This is a genomic window from Pantoea allii (assembly GCF_002307475.1).
Lineage (GTDB): Bacteria > Pseudomonadota > Gammaproteobacteria > Enterobacterales > Enterobacteriaceae > Pantoea > Pantoea allii.
Genome location: NZ_NTMH01000030.1, coordinates 15,457 through 33,942, shown reverse-complemented (window position 1 = coordinate 33,942; position 18,486 = coordinate 15,457). Strand labels below are relative to the sequence as shown.

General features: G+C 55.0%; 15 protein-coding genes. 6 read left to right on the top strand and 9 right to left on the bottom strand.

Annotation, left to right across the window (positions count from 1 at the left end; translation table 11 throughout):
• Positions 1–17 precede the first annotated feature (17 nt).
• On the bottom strand, positions 18–950 hold the full coding sequence (locus CMR03_RS09675) for a LysR family transcriptional regulator (protein ID WP_063878047.1): 933 nt from the start codon (positions 948–950) through the stop codon (positions 18–20).
• A 135-nt stretch (positions 951–1,085) separates the two neighbouring features.
• Here CMR03_RS09675 and CMR03_RS09670 point away from each other — a divergent pair, with 135 nt between their 5' ends.
• Positions 1,086–2,156 carry a tartrate dehydrogenase gene (locus CMR03_RS09670; protein WP_063878046.1) on the top strand — a complete coding sequence of 357 codons (1,071 nt, stop codon included), beginning with the start codon at positions 1,086–1,088 and terminating at the stop codon, positions 2,154–2,156.
• A 1-nt stretch (position 2,157) separates the two neighbouring features.
• Here CMR03_RS09670 and CMR03_RS09665 read toward each other — a convergent pair whose 3' ends face one another.
• The 4 genes from CMR03_RS09665 to CMR03_RS09650 all read right to left on the bottom strand — a co-directional run bounded on the left by CMR03_RS09665 (position 2,158) and on the right by CMR03_RS09650 (position 6,609).
• The gene (locus CMR03_RS09665; protein ID WP_096011406.1) at positions 2,158–3,489 is read right to left on the bottom strand and encodes a glycoside hydrolase family 28 protein; all 1,332 of its coding nucleotides are present in this window, start codon (positions 3,487–3,489) and stop codon (positions 2,158–2,160) included.
• 37 nt (positions 3,490–3,526) lie between these two features.
• Positions 3,527–4,342, bottom strand: a complete 816-nt coding sequence (locus tag CMR03_RS09660; RefSeq protein ID WP_063878044.1) for a carbohydrate ABC transporter permease — start codon at positions 4,340–4,342, stop codon at positions 3,527–3,529.
• Positions 4,342–5,214, bottom strand: coding sequence for a carbohydrate ABC transporter permease (locus CMR03_RS09655; protein ID WP_063878043.1), 873 nt, complete (start codon positions 5,212–5,214; stop codon positions 4,342–4,344). Before CMR03_RS09655 ends, CMR03_RS09660 begins: the two co-directional genes overlap by 1 nt.
• A 63-nt stretch (positions 5,215–5,277) precedes the next feature.
• Complete coding sequence (locus CMR03_RS09650; protein ID WP_096011534.1) at positions 5,278–6,609, bottom strand: extracellular solute-binding protein; 1,332 nt, start codon at positions 6,607–6,609, stop codon at positions 5,278–5,280.
• Between the two features lie 526 nt (positions 6,610–7,135).
• On the opposite strand from CMR03_RS09650, the gene CMR03_RS09645 reads away from it, so the two are divergent.
• Together CMR03_RS09645 and CMR03_RS09640 are read left to right on the top strand one after the other, a co-directional pair.
• Entirely contained in the window at positions 7,136–7,735 is a 600-nt protein-coding gene (locus tag CMR03_RS09645) for a GNAT family N-acetyltransferase (protein ID WP_096011405.1), read from the top strand.
• A 12-nt stretch (positions 7,736–7,747) separates the two neighbouring features.
• A complete protein-coding gene (locus CMR03_RS09640) occupies positions 7,748–8,839 on the top strand; it encodes an ABC transporter ATP-binding protein (protein ID WP_063878041.1) in 1,092 nt (363 codons plus the stop codon).
• Positions 8,840–8,861: 22 nt separating this feature from the next.
• On the opposite strand, the gene CMR03_RS09635 is transcribed toward CMR03_RS09640, so the two are convergent.
• Positions 8,862–9,980, bottom strand: coding sequence for an ROK family transcriptional regulator (locus CMR03_RS09635; protein ID WP_096011404.1), 1,119 nt, complete (start codon positions 9,978–9,980; stop codon positions 8,862–8,864).
• Positions 9,977–10,852, bottom strand: coding sequence for a glucosamine kinase nucleotide-binding domain-containing protein (locus CMR03_RS09630; protein WP_096011403.1), 876 nt, complete (start codon positions 10,850–10,852; stop codon positions 9,977–9,979). Before CMR03_RS09630 ends, CMR03_RS09635 begins: the two co-directional genes overlap by 4 nt.
• 273 nt (positions 10,853–11,125) lie before the next feature.
• Here CMR03_RS09630 and CMR03_RS09625 point away from each other — a divergent pair, with 273 nt between their 5' ends.
• From CMR03_RS09625 to CMR03_RS09615, 3 genes are all read left to right on the top strand, one after another.
• The gene (locus tag CMR03_RS09625; RefSeq protein WP_063878038.1) at positions 11,126–12,286 is read left to right on the top strand and encodes a Gfo/Idh/MocA family protein; all 1,161 of its coding nucleotides are present in this window, start codon (positions 11,126–11,128) and stop codon (positions 12,284–12,286) included.
• A gap of 564 nt (positions 12,287–12,850) precedes the next feature.
• Entirely contained in the window at positions 12,851–13,456 is a 606-nt protein-coding gene (locus CMR03_RS09620; protein ID WP_096011402.1) for a hypothetical protein, read from the top strand.
• A gap of 266 nt (positions 13,457–13,722) precedes the next feature.
• Positions 13,723–16,113, top strand: a complete 2,391-nt coding sequence (locus tag CMR03_RS09615; protein WP_096011401.1) for a glucose/quinate/shikimate family membrane-bound PQQ-dependent dehydrogenase — start codon at positions 13,723–13,725, stop codon at positions 16,111–16,113.
• A 47-nt stretch (positions 16,114–16,160) separates the two neighbouring features.
• Here CMR03_RS09615 and CMR03_RS09610 read toward each other — a convergent pair whose 3' ends face one another.
• Positions 16,161–17,381, bottom strand: a complete 1,221-nt coding sequence (locus CMR03_RS09610) for an MFS transporter (RefSeq protein WP_063878035.1) — start codon at positions 17,379–17,381, stop codon at positions 16,161–16,163.
• 109 nt (positions 17,382–17,490) lie between these two features.
• A complete protein-coding gene (locus CMR03_RS09605; protein WP_063878034.1) occupies positions 17,491–18,387 on the bottom strand; it encodes a LysR family transcriptional regulator in 897 nt (298 codons plus the stop codon).
• Positions 18,388–18,486 lie beyond the last annotated feature (99 nt).

The window sequence follows — 18,486 nt, the reverse complement described above, 5'->3', positions numbered from 1 at the left end:
AGGATTTGTGCGAACCATCACAGGTTGGTTGATGCGGTATCAAGCTGCAGGTTTTCCTGCAGAAAGGTGACAAACGCCATCATGCGGGCCGGTTGCTGACGCTGCGCCTGCCAGACCGCATAAATATCGCCGTCCGGCGAGCGCCATTCCGGCAGCACGTGCAGTAACGCCCCTGCGCCGATGCTGTGTTTCGCATCCCACCACGAGCGCAGCAAAATGCCATGGCCATCCAGCGCCATGCGCATCGCCACTTCGCCATCGTTGGTCACCAGGTTACCGCGCACTTTCTGGCTCAGGCTCTCTGCATCGCTGACAAAGCGCCACAGCGCGAAGTCGCTGTCATGCTGTCTCAGCAAAATACAGTTATGCTGCGCCAGCGCCCGGATGCTGTCCGGCAGCCCGTGTTTGGCTGCGTAAGCCGGCGAGCAGCAAAGTACACGTGGGTTCTGCACCAGCTTGCGCGCGACCAGCCGCGAGTCCGGCGGTTCGCCGACGCGAATGTCGATATCCACATGAGCATCAAGAAAATTCAGCGGCTGACTGCTCAGCTGCAGGGAAAGCGCCAGATGAGGATGCAGGGCAGCAAAGGCAGAAACGCAGGGCGCAATATGACGGCGACCGAAGCCGAAAGAGGCATTGATATTCAGCGTGCCGCGTAGCTGGGCCGTTTCACCACTGACCGCGTCTTCCAGCGCCACCAGTTGCTCCAGCAGCGGACGGGCACCTTCCAGGTAACGGCGGCCTTCCGGCGTCAGTTCCAGCTTGCGCGTGGTGCGGCGCAGCAACTGGACACCGAGCCGCTGTTCCAGCAGGCTCAGGCGTTTGCTGACGGCCGCCAGAGAAAGCCCCAGCTCCCGCGCCGCCGCCGTTAAACTGTCCAAAGATGCCACGCGCAGAAAAAACGCTAAATCGTCGCTTGAGGTCCGTGATTCTCTACTTTGATTTAACATGGGATTAACTTTCAGGCCAATTGTTTACCTCAGGTGGAGAGTTATACTGCGCTAACGCCCGGCTATAAATCAAGCTGCATAAAGACAGCATACTGACACCCGGCGGGCCAACCCGACCAACCTCAGAGGTGCCCTGTGACAGAGAAGATCCATCGTATTGCCGTGATCCCCGGAGACGGTATTGGCAAAGAAGTGATGCCAGAAGGCGTGCGCGTGATGAACGCGGCGGCCGAAAAATTCAACATTCCGCTGCGCTGGGAGTGGTTTGATTATGCCAGCGCCGATTACTGGCAGCAGCATGGCAAAATGTTGCCGGATGACTGGTTTGCTGAGCTGAAAACGTTCGATGCGATCTATTTTGGCGCGGTAGGCTGGCCTGATGTGGTGCCGGATCATGTTTCGCTGTGGGGATCGCTATTGCAGTTCCGTCGTGAGTTTGATCAGTACGTTAACCTGCGTCCGGTGCGCTTGATGCCCGGCGTTAAAGCGCCGTTAGCTAACCGTAAACCGGGCGATATCGACTTCTATGTGGTGCGCGAAAACACCGAAGGTGAGTACTCCAGCGTCGGCGGCACCATGTTCCCTGGCACAGAGCGGGAAGTGGTCATTCAGGAAACCGTCATGACCCGCGTGGGCGTCGATCGTATTTTGAAGTTTGCCTTCGAGCTTGCCCAGCGTCGGCCCAAAAAACACCTGACGTCTGCCACCAAGTCGAACGGTATCGCGATTACCATGCCGTACTGGGACAACCGCGTTCAGGCGATGGGTGAGCACTATCCCGATATCCGGGTCGATAAGTATCATATTGATATTCTTACCGCCAATTTTGTCCTGCATCCCGACTGGTTTGATGTGGTGGTCGCCAGCAATTTGTTCGGCGATATCTTGTCGGATTTAGGCCCGGCCTGTACCGGCACCATCGGCATCGCCCCTTCCGCCAATATCAATCCGGAAGGCAAATTCCCGAGCCTGTTTGAACCCGTACACGGCTCCGCGCCCGATATCGCCGGTAAAAATATCGCCAACCCGATTGGACAGATTTGGTGTGGTGCCATGATGCTGGAGCATCTCGGCTACAAAGAGGCCGGTGATGCTGTGCTGAATGCCATTGAGCGTACCCTGGCCGCCGGTGAGCATTTAACCCGCGACCTCGGCGGCAGCGCCGACACGCAGCAGTTGGGTGCCGCGATCGCGGCGGCGCTGTAACTTATTCTGCCAGCAGCACGACGCTGTCCGGATGCCAGCCTGACGGCAGCGGCTCAGGCCGCTGAATCGTCAGGTTGTTCAGTTGCAGGTTCTCTACGCCTCGTGCAAACAGTCCCGGCAGGCCGCCGGGATAGCGCTCAACACCGTAAGCGTCGCCGGTGGTTTTATCCAGCCGGTAAGCGTTATCCAGCCCCATCCCCGTCGGGGAATCCGGGTTACAGGGCGGACGCACATCGTACTGTCCCTGCACGCCCTGCGCGACACCCTGTCGCAGCTGTAAATGGTTGATAGTGATATCACGTATCCAGCCGGGCTGCGCCGCATGCAGGTTGATCGCGCCCTCTGCCACACCGCTGAGATGAGTAAACTGGATCTGTTCAACGATCCCTGGCGGCACCAGCGGATCACGGGTGCGCACCGAGATAAACAGCGGATCGGCTTTGCCCCAGTGGCAGGCGGCAACATGGTGACAGTTAAAGGTGATAGCGCTGAACAGCACGCGCCGAATCGCCCCACCATCGCGTGACACAATGCCAATACCGCGGTTGGAATCAAACAGGGTACAGCCTGAAACGGTGATGTCTTCAATATCGTCCCAGGTTTCCGTACCAATCTTAAAGGCACAACTGTCGCTGCGTAGCAGGCAGTTGCTGACCGCTATCCGTCGGGCCGGTCGGCGCAGGCCTGCAGGCTTAAAGGTGGTTTTGATGCAAATCGCGTCATCGGCGGCACTGAAGTAGCTGTTGCTGATAAAAACCGCCTCGCAGCTGTCGATATCCAGTGCATCGGTGTTGGGCAGCGTCATGGCGTTATCGATGGTCAAATGGTCAATGTGCACATGGCGGCAACTGACAAGATGCACCGTCCACATCGGCGCATGGATAACGCTGATGTCCTTCAGCGTGACCTGCTCGCAATCTTCAAACACAATCATGCGCGGCCTGTCGGGTTTTGGCACCCGGTAGCCCTGTTCGTCAGGGTCCACCGCAAACCACGCTTCGGCGTCCCCTTCAATACGGCCTTTACCACTCACCGTCAGGTTACGCTGCCCCAGGGCATACAGCAGGACATTGTGGGATTTTTCTGCACAGCTGAGCGTTTTGCACTGTTGATAGTCAGCCAGATGACGGCTGGCAATCAGGACCGCACCGGCTTCAAGGTGCAGGTCGAAATCAGAAGGAAGGTGCAGACTGCCGCTGCGATAACGGCCAGGCGGCAGCGTAAGTCGCCCACCGCCAGCCGCAGCAATCTGATCAATCGCCCGTTGCAGAACACGCGTATCCGGGGTTTCACCGTCCGCTACGGGGTGAAAGTCGGCAAGGGAAAGATGCATCATCCAGCCTTAGTTAAAGAGGAATTACCGGGTGGGTTTACTTCACCGCACCTTCCGTTACGCCACTGATAAACTTACGCTGGAAAAACAGGAAGACCACGATAAGCGGCATAATGACGATCATCGCGCCTGCCATCAGTACCGGTATATCAATGGTGTTTTTGTTCTGAAAAAACATCATGCCAATGGGCAGGGTTCTCAGCTCATCTTTGTTAACCAGAATCAGCGGAATCAGGAATTCGTTCCACGTCCAGATAAACAGCAGCAGCGCCAGCGTCGAGATCGTAGGCCAAATCGCCGGGACTAAAATACCCCAGAGGATTTTGACACGCGGCGCGCCATCCATCACCGCGGCTTCCACCAGCTCTTTGGGGACCTGCTGAAAAGCGCTGGCAATCATCAACGTGGTAAACGGCAGCGACAGCGCGATTTGCGGCAGAATCAGGGCCAGATAGGTATTGGTCAGCCCCATCCAGTGCAGTTCGTGATAGAGCGGAATAATAAAGGCTTCACTCGGCAGCACCATGCCCAGCGCCAGCATGCCCGCCACTACTTTTTTGCCAGGAATCTTCAGTAGGGCAAAGCCAAATCCGGCCAGAATACCCAGCAAAATACTGCACAGCACCACCGGGAACACCACCAGCACCGAGTTCATGAAGTAAACGTTAAAGTGCCCCTGCTGCCAGGCGGTGATGTAGTTTTTCACATTCAGTGAGGCGGGCAAATGAAAGACGCCCTGAAACAGCTCCATCTGGGTTTTAAACGAGGTCATAAACGCCATCAAAAACGGCATGATGGTCATCAGCGCCACTATCCAGATCAGCGCACGGGAAAGGATCGGGGTGCTTTTCATCAGTAATGTTCCTTCAATGCCAGATGAATCAGGTAGTTAATCCCTAACACAATCACCATACTGAACACGGCAACCGATGAGGCATAGCCGAAGTAGTGCAGATCAAAACCCTGCTTGTACATAAAGATGTTGGTCACCATGGTGGATGTGCCGGGCCCGCCCTGCGTCATGACATACACCAGATCGAAGGCCTTCAGACTGGCGATCACCGTCAGCAACAGCGCGATGCGCAACTCAGGACGCAGTCCCGGCAGCGTAATGCGCATAAACTTCTGGCGACGCGAGGAACCATCCAGATCGGCCGCTTCAAGCAGGGACGGGTCCATGCGTTGCAGGCCCGCCATAAACAGCACCAGACAGAAACCAAAAAAGTACCAGGTGGCGACCATGCCGACGGCCGGCAGTGCCCAGGTAAAATCACCGAGCCAGGACATCGCCAGCTGTGGCAATCCAACGGCACGCAGGAACTGATCGATGGGGCCAAAGGCCGGGTTATACAACCAGCGCCAGACCACGCCCAGAACCGCCATCGGCATGATATAGGGCAGGAAGAACAGGATGCGCAGTACGCTGCGTTCGGTATTGTTACGCGTGTCATACAGAAAGCTGCACAGCAGCAGCCCCACGCTGATGGGCAGCAGCGTATAAAACAGCATCAGGATGGCGTTATTACCAAGGGCAATCCAGAAGACCGGATCGCTGAACATGCGCAGGTAGTTACTGACGCCCGCGAAAACCGGCAGGGAGGTTCCATCCCACTCGGTAAAGCTGATCCCCAGTGAAGCCAGCAGCGGCAACAGCAGAAACAGCCCATAAACCAGCACTGCGGGAAGAAGATAGAGAAAATTACGCCAACTGCTTTGATTCAACATAACCGTACTCGTCGTAGTGAGATCGACATTCAGGCCCGGCAGGTTCGCTGCCGGGCGACCGGCTTAGTGTTTCAGGGTTTTCATATAACGCTGGTAGTTGTTATCGAAGTTAATAACCATCTGCTCTGCCGTCTGTCGGCCCGCCAGTAACAGCTGAACGTTTTGATTCAGTTCGGCGTTCATGGTTGGGGTCGCCCAGTCGACGTAGTGGCCCAGGCCATCATAGGCATTGAGCGCCAGCCACACCTGCCAGGCTTCGCCCAACAGTGGGTTATCCGCCGGAATTTTTGCGTTTTTATTGGTGCTGGCTGGCAGGAAACCGACGTTCAGCCACCGGTTTGCCATGCTGTCTGACACCATATAGTTGATAAATTTGGCGGCGGCATCCTGCTGCGCTTTGCTTTTCGCCATGCTGGTCATCGAGAAGGCCAAATCGGTACCGCCGACCATTAACGGCTGTTTAACGCCGTCACCGGCTGGCATCGCGGCAAAATGGATATCTTTGTTGTCTTTAAACTGACCCAGATACCAGGTTCCACTGACCAGGAACGCAGACTGTCCGTTCTGGAACAGCGTCGCGGCATCATCATGGCCAATGCCCTGATAGCCCGGGAACAGATAACCTTTGTCAGCCCAGCTTTTCATCATCGTGGCGGCTTTCGTCAGTTTTTCATCTTTGAAAGTGCCGCCTACGTCGTAAATTAAATCATCCAGTTTTTTGCGGTCACTGCTTTCAATTTGTGCTTCCCACAGCGTACTGAGCAGCTGCTGTCCCATATTGCCGTCTAACAAACCCAGCATCATCGGCGCAGTGCCTTGCTGTTTGAGTTTTGCCATCGCGGCGTCCAGTTCGCTCAGGGTTTTCGGTACTGCAATACCGGCTTTATCCAGCAGCGCCTTGTTGTAGTACAGGCCGACCATCTCACCAAGGCTGGCCACACCGTACAGCTTGCCACTACCAAACTGGCCACTGTCAGACCAGCGGTTGCGTTTGAGAATCGAGTCCGGGAATTTTTGGGTCCAGCCATATTCGGCTGCATAGCTGTCCAGCGGCAACAGCAGTTTGTCTTTGACCAGCGAACCCATATCGCCGCCGCCCTGATTCACCTGGGCAATCTGCGGACCTTCACCGGCGGTCAGGGCCAGCTTCAACGGAATGCGCGTGTCTTCAAAGGAGTGCACGGACCGGTTAATGACGATACCGGGGTTTTGCTGGGAAAAGGCTTTAATGCCTTCGTCAACGGCCGCCGTTTGCTGAGGATAACTGTAGATATCCCACTCATTAAGAGTGACGGTGCTGTCGGCATGAGCAACGCTGCCCATCAGCAAGCCCGCCGCCAACAGGCTACGAACCGAGGTGCGAAAACGGAACGAACGAACTGAGGAATCAGACATCATGCTCACTTTCTCCAATACAGGATGGACATCCTTTCTTCACAGGGTCTGCAATCCTGCAGACTGTAGCCGCATAAATCACCTTCTCACTCATAGTTACTTTAATAAAAAAATAAAGTCAAACATCCCACGGAGTGAATTACCAGGTTGTGAGCCTGCGCAAAAAAACACAATGGCGGGCCTGCAGTCAGCATAAGCACGGGCTAATCAAGGTGGATTTAGCGCATTATCCGTGCCCGTTCGCCTCCAGGCAGCAGGATAAACCACGCCTAAAGTGGCGTAATAACTTGCTGATAAAAAATATGAAAATCCTATGACGCTCACATTTTTAACTTTTTATTTACCCTGCCAATTCCTGACAGGCAGGCTGCTGCCCGCCACAGAAGCCCACAGAGACTGGTCTGGTCAGCCATTAATGCCAATGCAGATGCCGGTTTGGGATAACAGGGTAATTATTCCATCTTGAAAACTAAGTCAGCTTTCATTACCGTGAGGTTGTTCAACTACTGACCTGTGAGAGATGACGATGGCGAATCAAGGTGTCATTCGTCCGGCCACCGAGTCGGACTATCCAGCGCTTTACCGCATCTGTCTGGAAACCGCCAATGCTGGTAAGGATGCCCGTAACCACTATTCCGATCCCGAGTATCCCGGGCAGCGTTTTGCGGTGCCCTATGCCCGTTTTGCGCCGGATTTTGCTTTTGTGCTGGAGGTAGAGGGTGAGGTGATGGGCTATGTCGTCGCCGCGCCAGATACCCGCGCCTTTGAAGCGCAGCTTGAGCACCACTGGTGGCCTCAGCTTCAGGATAAATACCGCGATCGCACAGCCAGCGCCCCTTATGACAGCAAAATTCTCGACAGCATTCGTCAACCCGATCGTGCCGATGCGCAGTTAGTGGCGCAGTGGCCCGCCCATTTGCATATCAATCTGCTGCCGCCGGTACAACAGGGCGGCTGGGGCCGCAAGATGATCGCGCATGAACTGGCTGCGCTGCGGCAAGCCGGCGTAAAAGGCGTCCATCTTGGCGTCAGCCTGCAAAATGAACAGGTTTGCGCTTTTTATCAACGCATGGGATTCAGCCACATCCTGCGCAGCAACGCCATTTATATGGGCCAGTTACTTTGAGTGAGGGAGTTTATGACCAGCCTGCGCTTGCAGAATGTTAAGAAGTCCTATGACCATATCGATGTGATTCACGGCGTCGATCTGACGATAAACAGCGGCGAATTTGTGGTGTTCGTGGGGCCATCCGGCTGCGGTAAATCGACCCTGCTGCGGATGATCGCCGGGCTGGAAGAAATCACTGACGGAAAATTGTTGATAGAAGACAAAGACATGACCCAGCAGCCCGCGACCGAACGCGGCATCGCCATGGTCTTTCAGTCTTATGCGCTTTATCCCAACATGACGGTGCGTGGCAATCTGGCTTACCCGCTTGAGGTCATGAAAAAGTCTAAAGCAGAGATTGCTCAGGCCATCGAACACACCGCGGCGCGGTTACATCTGACCGAACTGTTGGATCGCCTGCCGCGTGCGCTTTCCGGTGGTCAACGCCAGCGCGTGGCGATTGGTCGGGCCATTATCCGCCATCCGCGCATCTTTCTGTTTGATGAGCCGCTCTCCAACCTGGATGCCGAGCTTCGTCTGCAAATGCGCATCGAGATAGCCCGCCTGCACGCCTCGCTGGGCAACACCATGATTTATGTTACCCATGACCAGTCAGAGGCGATGACGCTTGCCGATCGGATCGTAGTCCTGCGTAAAGGGCGGATTGAACAGGTTGGCGCGCCGTTAGACCTCTACAGCGATCCGGACAACCTGTTTGTGGCCGGTTTTATTGGCTCGCCGAAGATGAATTTCCTCCATGCCGAGGTCACCGCCACCGGTCAGGGTGAAGTCCAGCTACGTGTGCCGGACCTGAAGATGTCACAACTGGTGCTGAAGATTGCTGCGCCCTGCCGTGAAGGCCAGCGCGTAACCCTGGGCATTCGCCCGGAGCACATGCAGCCCGCCGCCAGTACGCCGCCAGCGCTGCAGTTTAGCGGCACGCTGTCCTTTGCCGAAATGCTGGGGCATACCAATTATCTTTATCTGGATGTGGGCATTGAGCAGATGTTGGTTGTCGAGGCGCGCGAGGCACAACGGCGGGATTTAGGCGTGGAGGTCAGGCTGGGACTGTCGGCAGACCACTGCCTGCTGTTTGATGAGCAGGGACAGCGTCTGCGTTAAACCGGATGGCGCTTCGGCGCCTTCAGGTCACGGGTTCTTCGTCTGCCTGAGCCGCCAGCAGATCGAGCAGCATATTGACGGCAAAGCCTGCCGCACCCAGCGCCCACATGCGGTTTGATTCCGTCAGAAACTGTAGCGGTGTCATATGGGGAGTGAGCTTCAGGCGGTAAGCCTGAAAACTCTGGGTGATGTGGTCCAGCAGAATACGCGAAGCCATATGCGGCTCCATCGCCAGATACACCACATCGGGATCGTAGGCCACCGACAGGTTGGCCAGCGAAATACCCAGTTCACGTCCGGCCTCTTCCAGGGCGGTCAGCACCTCGGCTGTTGGCCGCTGATCCAGCGCCCGCAAGGTTAACGGGCCGTCCGCATCATCCTGGGAGACACGCTGCAAGATAGCCTGGGACGATGCCACATCTTCAAGCAGCCGCAGCGACCCATCACCGACCAGACCGTTACCGATTTCACCGGCTTTGCCGTGCCGCCCGCGATAGAGCCGACGGTTAAGAATAATGCCTGCGCCGATGCCTTTACCGTAGGTGGCAATGACCGCCGACTGTGCGTTGCCCAACTGGCCAAACACCAGCGTCGCCATCGCCATGGCGTTGGCATCATTTTCGATAAACACCGGCAGGGAAAAGCGCGTTTCCAGCATCTGCGCGATAGGGACATTCTCCCAGTCCAGCACCTTGGAACGAATACAGTAGCCGTTTTCGGCATCGACTAAACCGGATAAGGCCAGGCCGATCGCCCCCACGTGCTTCTCTTCAACGCCGCGTAAAAATTTGGCCAGCGCATCGCCCAGCTGACGTGGCGTGATCGCGCCGGAAGGCATCTGCTGTTCACCCAGCAAATTGCCGCTGAGGTCTGTCATCACAATCAGGTTACGTTCGGCGTTAAGCTGAATACCAATGACGCTGGCGCGGTCAGGATTGAGCCCCAGCAGGGTTTTGGGCCGCCCCATCGACACCCGGCGCAATCCCAGTTCCTGCACGATTCCCTGCGCCAGCAGGCGATTAGTCGCCTGAGAAACGGTCGACATGCTTAGCCCGCTCCGGACCTTCAGGTCGGACTGGCTAACAGGCGCATGTTCCACAATCAGTCTCAGAATGCGCGCGGTGACGTTTGGAGCGATCATAAAGTCCTCAGATTTGACCGTGCCATCATTAATGCCCCGTCCAGGGCATCGTATTGCGCGGCGACCAGCCGGGCCTGAATATCCCTTGCCAGCCAGGGCTGAATCGGTGCCGCCAGGCCACCCATGAGGGCCACCCGGCCCTGGCTAATCGCGGAGAGGCGACTCACCATTAAGCCAATATCGTTGGCCGTTTGACGCAGTAAATCAATAGCATGCCGATCGTCCGCCTGTGCGGCGGCAAAAATCTCAGGCACCACGCGCGCCCAGTCGGCAGGCATGGCATCTCGCGTCCACAACAACATGGTTTCCGGGCTATGGTTAAACTGCGCCATCAGGCTATGGGTGAAGTCCGTGCTGTCGATAATCGCTTCATGAGCCAGCAATGCCAGCCGTAGCGCCCGTCGCCCCAGTTCTGCCCCTGAGCCTTGATCGGACAGTGCGAATCCCCAGCCACCCAGCAGCGTGAAGTGCTCGCCGTCCCACGCAGCGCCCTGGCTACCGGTGCCGATAATAAAGACCGCGCCGGGGGCCGCCGCATGCGCACCGGCACAGGCGATCTCGACATCGCTGACCACCTGACATGCCGCGCAGGCGGGCTGCCATTGCGTCAGGCGCGCCTTAACCGAGGCCACATTCGCCCCCGCTAACCCTGCCACCAGCGAGGTCTGCGTCAGCGCCTGTGACGCCAGCCCCGCCTGAGACAGCACTGCGGCAATGAGCTGTTCAACGCAATTCAGAGCAGCATCAAACTGTGACCAGACGTTGGCGGGGCCGCCAACGGCCTGCGCCAGCACGTTGCCATGACTGTCGGTCAAGCGGGCGCGACACTGCGTGCCGCCGCCATCAATGCCAAGGAGATAGTGTGATTGCACGCGCTTCCTCCCGCCGTAACTCATCTCGATTCTGTAATCTGCGAACGATAGGTGAAAAAAACTTAAATCGCAATAACAAATAAATATAGGGAAAAAACAATAACTATTTATTATTTAAAATCAATGAAATAAACAAAAAGACGTACGCAAATCACACAACCCGTTATTGACATTAGTTTTTCCGTCGTAATAAGTTGGTAGCCAGTCTTTCAATCATTACGTCCCGTCAGCGGCGTACTCACCGTTGTCAGAATTCAGGATCAGGGGTTTACCATGAAAGTAGGCATTATTGGTCTCGGCTTTCGTCTTTCTCACGTTGTTAAAGAGTTTCACAAAGCTGATACCGAATTTTCGCTGGTAGGGTATTACGATCCAGCACCGGCCGGTTTGCCGAATCTGCACAGTTTCGGTATCGATCCCGGCAACGCATTCGATTCCGTTGAGGCGCTGCTGCAACACGGTGGCTTTGATTTGCTGCTGGTTGGCTCGCCTAACTTTATGCATCTTGAGCATGTCACACAGGCGCTGGCAGCAGGCTATACTGTGTTTACTGAAAAGCCTGTCGTGATTAACGAAGAACAAACGATGGCGATGGCAAAACTGGTTCAGCAATATGGCGAAGACCGTATTCTGGTTGGACTTGTGCTGCGTTACTCACCGCTCTATCACGACCTGCTGGCTGCACGTGACGATCGTCGCCTGGGTGAAATCACCTCGATTGAAGCGACAGAACATATCAAGCCTTATCATGGCGCGTTCTTCCAGCGCGACTGGCGCAGACTCGAAAAATATGCCGGTCCTTATATTCTGGAAAAATGCTGTCACGACATCGATCTCTACCAGGGATTAATGCAGGAGCGCCCCGTTCGGGTGGCCAGCTTTGGCGGACGCAAATCCTTTACGCCTCAGCATGCACCGCAAGGGGCGATAACCGAGCAGTCTGAGATTTACCACACTAAGCCCAGCGGCTGGTCGAGTACCGACGCGGTATTTAGCAGCGATGCAGATATTGTCGATTACCAGACCGCCCTGATTGAATATGCCAGTGGCGCAACGCTCTCTTTTCACGCCAACCTTAACGTACCGGACGAATTCCGCCGGTTCTGTGTGATAGGCACTGACGGCATGGCGGAAGGTGATTTTGTACGTAACTATTTTCGCGTGCACAACGCACGCACCGGTGAAAAAGAGGTGGAAACCGCCTACAGCGGCAATGCCTACGACGGCCATTACGGTGCCGATGCCTTGATGGCAGAAGAGATCGTTAAGCACATCAAGCAGGGAACGCCGCTAAAAGTCTCCGTCGTTGACGCACTGGAAGCCGGCCTGACGGCGATTAAGATTGATGAAGCGCGTAAAACCCGCAGCGTCGTTGATCTGACCGAAAGCTGGAAACGTTTTGACGCCAACCTGGGAAAAACGGGAACCCACTAGTTCCCTCCTGATATCTCACTCCCCCGAGACCATCAGGTTATTCATAGCTCGACTGACTGGCACCTTACTTAAACCGGCCTCAGGCCGGTTTTTTTATTCCTTCTTTTTACCCCGCCTTCCGCCTTGATGACCGCCGTTCCCCCTGCATCAGGTGCGCTACACCGGCTTCTTTTCATGATGATGACGGTCTGGGTGCGTATTAAAAAAACCGTCAGCTCTGCTGATAAGTTTACTCAGGATAAGATAAAGCCGTAAACGAAGCAGTAAATGAAGCAGAAAAATGGCCGTTTCTGCTGGTCATCTTGTCGCGTTTATTACAGGTTTTTAGCAGAAAAATCCTGTGTGATTAATTAACAGTTCCATCGGGTAATCACGTTAGAAAAGACCATTCAACGTTATCATTAGAGTACATATAAATTTAAATAAGGGGGAGAGAAAAAAGCGCTGATTAATATATAAAAAACGTGTATTGCCAGGAGAATCGCGTATATTAATCGCCGGACTTTCCTCTGGTTATGCAAAAAATATAAATCACAGCAAACGTTAAATAGTTTCGATGAGATAATGAAAAATAGCTTATATAACCCCTATATTACTGAGCCTATTCACCACGTCACGAGTCAGGTGGCCGGTATTTGCTACCATCTTCCTAATTCTGACTACCCGCAGCCTGCGCAATGGATACTTAACGATGACAACATTATTTCATTACACAACCACCTTGCGACTGAAGCAGCATTAATCATTATTCCCCTTTGTGATTCACAGTTAGAAGAATGGATTTATCACCCTGAGCGTTATTTACATTTGCAGGATGCGCGGGTGCGTATCGGTATTAATTATCGCAACCTGAAGACCCATCAGGAAAAATTACTGGAATTAACTAACGCTTATCGTTTCTGGCTTTTTGATTTTGCACCGCCTGGCGCAGACTGTCATTTGGTGGAATCCTTTCCTTTTTCTGCAATTGTCTTAAGTCATACATTCTTTAATGACAACTATCGGAAATTCACCTTTCCTTTTTTTATTGAATCACTACGTGGAAAAGGTGCCAGGATAATCGTGCGGGGATATGAACCGACGTTAACAGCAGAACAACTCGCGGCATTAAACATTTGTGGCTGGCAATTACAACGCGCATCAGGCGATCTCATTCCTTTTACGCTTTAATCTTTCTTATCCCCTGGTACTATTGAATCATATCGGCAAGAACCATTAACTCCGTCTAAAGTGTTGCCTGAGGTCTCTTGTTAAGAGCTTTAAGCCAAAAAAATCAAAACTCATACCAGTTTTGCTATAACATTTAACAGATATGGATCATCAAGCGTCACGGAAGAGCGAAATAAGCATACCTTTCATCTTTTGTACTTTATGACTGATAACAATCTATCTGATTGTTTTCTTGTGTTTTATGGCAACGAAATGAGGTCAACATTATGGGGAAAAACTCCTCATCCTTTAGCGTGGTCCGTTTTTTAACGGTGCTGTTCGCCGTGCTAACGGGTGCGTTCATGTTAATTGGTGGTATCTGGTTAGCCACGATCGGTGGTTCCTGGTACTACATCATTGGCGGTGCAGCCATGCTGCTTACCGCTTTTCTGCTCTGGCGGCGTAACAGTGCTGCCCTGCTGGTGTATGCACTTTTACTGCTGGCAACGCTGGTGTGGAGCGTGTGGGAAGTCGGTACCGATTTCTGGGCGCTGGCACCGCGTACCGATGTCCTGGTGATCTTTGGTGTCTGGTTAGTCTTGCCCTTTGTCTATCGGAGCTTATATAGCCCAGGTAAAGGTGCGTTGGGTGCCATGGGCATCGCCCTGATTGCCAGTGCAGCCGTGCTAACCTATGCCGTCTTTAATGACCCGCAAGTGGTGAATGGTGCAGTGCCTGCGACGGCCGATAATGCCCCTCAGGCCCAGCCGCTGAGCAACATTGCCGATGCTGACTGGCCGGCTTATGCGCGCGATCAGCAAGGTACGCGCTACTCGCCGCTCAAGCAGATCAATCATGACAATGTGAAAGAATTGCAGGTGGCCTGGCAGTTCCAGACCGGCGATCTGAAAAAACCTAGCGATCCGGGTGAAATCACCGATGAAGTGACGCCAATCAAGATTCGCGATACGCTTTATCTTTGCTCACCGCACCAGATTTTGTTCGCGCTGGATGCGGCAACCGGTAAGCAAAAATGGAAGTTTGATCCCGGCCTGAAAACCAATCCTACCTTCCAGCATGTGACCTGTCGTGGCGTGTCCTATCACGAGTTTCCGGCAGCGAAGGATGCGTCCAATACTCAGCCAGCGCTGTGCTCACGTCGTATCTATTTGCCTGTCAATGATGGTCGTCTGTTTGCGCTGGACGCGGACACCGGTGAACGCTGTCCGGCCTTTGGTAATAACGGTGAGCTGGATCTTCAGCATCAGCAGCCGGTCACTACGCCAGGCCAGTATGAGCCAACCTCGCCGCCGGTTATTACCGACACCACCATTGTGATGGCCGGTGCCGTCACCGACAACTACTCGACCCGTGAACCCTCAGGCGCTATCCGTGGCTTTGATGTGAACACCGGTAAGCTGCTGTGGGTGTTCGATCCGGGCGCGAAAGATCCTAATGCGATTCCGGCGGATGAACATACGTTCACCATGAACTCACCTAACTCATGGGCACCTGCGGTCTACGATCCGAAGCTGGATATTGTTTACCTGCCCATGGGTGTGACCACGCCCGATATCTGGGGCGGCAACCGCACCCCAGAGCAGGAACGTTATGCCAGCAGCGTGCTGGCGCTGAACGCGACCACCGGTAAGCTGGTCTGGTCGTATCAGACCGTCCACCACGACCTGTGGGATATGGACCTGCCCTCGCAGCCGACGCTGGCCGACATTACCGATAAAGACGGTAATACGGTTCCGGTTATCTATGCTCCCGCCAAAACAGGGAACATTTTTGTTCTGGATCGCCGTACGGGTAAAACCGTGGTGCCCGCCCCGGAAACCCCTGTACCCCAGGGTGCCGCTAAAGGCGACCATGTAGCCGCGACTCAGCCTTACTCTGAACTGACCTTTCGTCCGAAGCAAAACCTGACGGACAAGGACATGTGGGGCGCGACAATGTATGACCAGCTGGTGTGCCGCGTGATCTTTAAGCGTCTGCGCTATGAAGGTCCGTTCACCCCACCGTCTGAACAGGGCACCCTGGTTTTCCCAGGCAACCTGGGCATGTTTGAGTGGGGCGGCATTTCGGTTGATCCACATCGTCAGATTGCGATTGCAAACCCAATGGCGCTGCCGTTCGTGTCGAAGCTGATTCCACGCGGTCCGGGTAATCCAGAAGAGCCACAAGAGGGCGCTTCTGGCGGTTCAGGTACCGAAACCGGTATCCAGCCGCAGTACGGCGTGCCCTATGGCGTTGAACTGAATCCGTTCCTGTCACCGTTCGGTCTGCCGTGTAAACAGCCTGCCTGGGGTTATGTTTCGGCGGTTGACCTGAAAACGAACGAAGTGGTCTGGAAGCAACGTATTGGTACCGTTCGTGACAGCTCGCCGCTGCCGCTGCCGTTTAAAATGGGCATGCCAATGCTGGGCGGTCCGGTCGCCACAGCGGGTAAAGTGTTCTTTATTGGCGCAACCGCGGATAACTACCTGCGTGCCTACAGCACTGATACCGGTGAGCTTCTGTGGCAGGCGCGCCTGCCAGCCGGTGGTCAGGCAACACCGATGACGTATGAAGTCAACGGCAAGCAATACGTGGTGATTGCTGCCGGTGGTCATGGTTCATTTGGTACCAAGCTGGGCGATTACGTGATTGCCTATGCGCTGCCCGACCAGAAGTAACTAACCCCTGTACAGAGGCGGACTCCGGTCCGCCTTTTTTATGCCTGCTATCCACCTGCCCCTTTTCCTTTTGCCTGTCGCTGGTTCAGCCAGGCGCATAACCCCATCACCACACAGGTCGCCAGAAACACGGGCCGCATTCCCCATGCCCCGCCGATGATCCCACCAAACAGCGGACCACTCACCTGCCCGATATACTGCGCCGATGTCGAATAGCCGAGCATGCGCCCCACCTGGGTGGCGGGAACATGGTGGCGGATAATAGCGGTGATGCAGGGCATCAGACCGCCTAACGCGATCCCCATCAGGAAGCGCAGCGGCAGGAGTTGCCAGGCATCGGTAATAAAAGCCTGAGGGATCAGTAACAGCGCGCAGCCAAGCAGACCCGCGCGTAATACCCGCCAGTGCCCAATGCGGTCAGCCAGCTTACCGGTATAAGGTGCCGAAATAATGCTGCCCAGTGCCGCCGCGGCCATCACCAGGCCCGACATCAGCGTGATGGCATGATCCTGATGTAAAAACTGACCGATATACAAGGTAATCACCGGCTCGATCGACATGTTGGCAAACACCAGCAGCATGGCGGTGAGCCACATCAGCCTGACCACCGTCCGGTTAAAGGGGGCAAGGGCTACGACCGGTTGGGAACGGGCGCTGTCTACTTTGCGCGTCGGTGCCGGTTCTTTAAGTAAAAACGTGGTGGCGAGAAAAGCCACGAAAATGACCGCACCGGTAAGCCAGAACGTGGCCCGAATACCGATCAGCGGCGGCAGTACGCCCCCCAGCAACGGGCCAATCACGTTACCGGCCATCATGCCGGATGCCAGCATGCCCAACGCCCATCCGGTATGAGATTTAGGCGTTTGCGCGGCAATCAGAATGGTGGAACCGGATGAGTAGCCGCCGAGTAATCCCGCCAGTAAACGTAACGCCACCAGCTGCCATACGGTGGTTACCATGCCAATCAGTGCCATCGCAACTGCCATTCCCAGGCTCGCCCGAATCAGCATCAGCTTGCGCCCATAGCGATCGCCCAACCTGCCCCACAGCGGGGCGGTCAACGCCGCGCTGAGAAAAGTGGCACCATAAGCAACGCCGGACCAGCGCGCCATGGCCGCCGGTTCCTGTACACCCAGTTGTTGCACATACAAAGGTAAAAAAGGTAACAGTAAGGTCATGGCGACAAGGGTCGTAAAAGAGCCAAAGACGCAAACCCATACGTTACGTTTCCAGTGGCGAAAGGCAGGTGCCTCAGACGTCATTTCCATGCGATATCCCCATCGAGTTCAGGGACTCAGGCTAACAATGGTGACGAGGCAACAACAGTCGGCGCGTGATATTTGCTGACTGGCATAGTTTGTTGCTGTACTGCAACAATCAGCGTCCGCCCAGTTGGTCGATCAGGATGTCGCACAGCAGGCTAACGGGCGAGGCAGGCGCAATGTCCTGATGCATCAGCAGATAACTCTGTAAGCGATCCATCTGCCACTCAGGCAGAACCTGAACAATCTGCCCCTGGGTCAGCGCCTCCTGCACCATGTAGGAGGGCAGATAAGCAATCCCGTTGCCCGCCAGCGCCGCATTCAGCAGCGCCATGCTGTTATTGGCCCGAAAACGGCTACGCACGTCCACCGCCAGGCGCAGCTTGTCGCGACGAAACGGCAGCGCGGCAGTATGCGCCGGGCCGTGAAACATCAATAAATCATGGCGAGGTAACAGACGGGGATGCGAGATGGCAGGATGCTGAGCCAGATAAACCGGTGCGGCATACAGCCCCCAGTGGATATCGCTTAATAGCCGAAAGTTGCCCTGGCGGGGCGCATGGGCGCGAATAACAATCGCCACATCCACCCCGTCGCCAATCGTCTCGTCGTTATTATCCGTCAGGCTGAGATCGACATTGATGTGCAGATGACGGCGCAGAAAGCGATTAAGCAGCGGCACAATACACTGGCAGCCAAAGGTGACGGGCGCCTGTAAACGCACATTCCCGACGGGATTTTGGTGCGCCTGTTGCACAAAATCCTCGGCCTGATGCAGTTCATCCAGCATACGTACACAAAACGGATAGTAAGCCTGGCCCAGCTCCGTCAGCGTCATTCTGCGGGTGGTACGCTGCAGCAGCCGAATGCCCAACCGTTGTTCCAGCCCGGCGATTTCCCGACTGATATGGGACTTCGATACGCCGAGCACGCGCGCGGCTTCCGTAAAGCTTTTAAGCTCGACCACGCGCGCAAACAACATCATGGCGATCAGGTTATCGCTGTTATTCATCGGTTTCCTACGGGCCAGAACGGCGGCTGCGGGTTATAGCACAGCGATGACGCCATGCATCTGGCAGTAAGAATAAAGCAACGGCGGGAAGGCTAACAG

What these genes read in the sequence shown, in the direction of transcription:
- CMR03_RS09675 (WP_063878047.1), bottom strand. Translation starts at nt 950, where the DNA reads ATGTTAAATCAAAGTAGAGAATCACGGACCTCAAGCGACGATTTAGCG.
- CMR03_RS09665 (WP_096011406.1), bottom strand. Translation starts at nt 3,489, where the DNA reads ATGCATCTTTCCCTTGCCGACTTTCACCCCGTAGCGGACGGTGAAACC.
- CMR03_RS09660 (WP_063878044.1), bottom strand. Translation starts at nt 4,342, where the DNA reads ATGAAAAGCACCCCGATCCTTTCCCGTGCGCTGATCTGGATAGTGGCG.
- CMR03_RS09655 (WP_063878043.1), bottom strand. Translation starts at nt 5,214, where the DNA reads ATGTTGAATCAAAGCAGTTGGCGTAATTTTCTCTATCTTCTTCCCGCA.
- CMR03_RS09650 (WP_096011534.1), bottom strand. Translation starts at nt 6,609, where the DNA reads ATGTCTGATTCCTCAGTTCGTTCGTTCCGTTTTCGCACCTCGGTTCGT.
- CMR03_RS09645 (WP_096011405.1), top strand. Translation starts at nt 7,136, where the DNA reads ATGGCGAATCAAGGTGTCATTCGTCCGGCCACCGAGTCGGACTATCCA.
- CMR03_RS09640 (WP_063878041.1), top strand. Translation starts at nt 7,748, where the DNA reads ATGACCAGCCTGCGCTTGCAGAATGTTAAGAAGTCCTATGACCATATC.
- CMR03_RS09635 (WP_096011404.1), bottom strand. Translation starts at nt 9,980, where the DNA reads ATGATCGCTCCAAACGTCACCGCGCGCATTCTGAGACTGATTGTGGAA.
- CMR03_RS09625 (WP_063878038.1), top strand. Translation starts at nt 11,126, where the DNA reads ATGAAAGTAGGCATTATTGGTCTCGGCTTTCGTCTTTCTCACGTTGTT.
- CMR03_RS09620 (WP_096011402.1), top strand. Translation starts at nt 12,851, where the DNA reads ATGAAAAATAGCTTATATAACCCCTATATTACTGAGCCTATTCACCAC.
- CMR03_RS09615 (WP_096011401.1), top strand. Translation starts at nt 13,723, where the DNA reads ATGGGGAAAAACTCCTCATCCTTTAGCGTGGTCCGTTTTTTAACGGTG.
- CMR03_RS09610 (WP_063878035.1), bottom strand. Translation starts at nt 17,381, where the DNA reads ATGGAAATGACGTCTGAGGCACCTGCCTTTCGCCACTGGAAACGTAAC.
- CMR03_RS09605 (WP_063878034.1), bottom strand. Translation starts at nt 18,387, where the DNA reads ATGAATAACAGCGATAACCTGATCGCCATGATGTTGTTTGCGCGCGTG.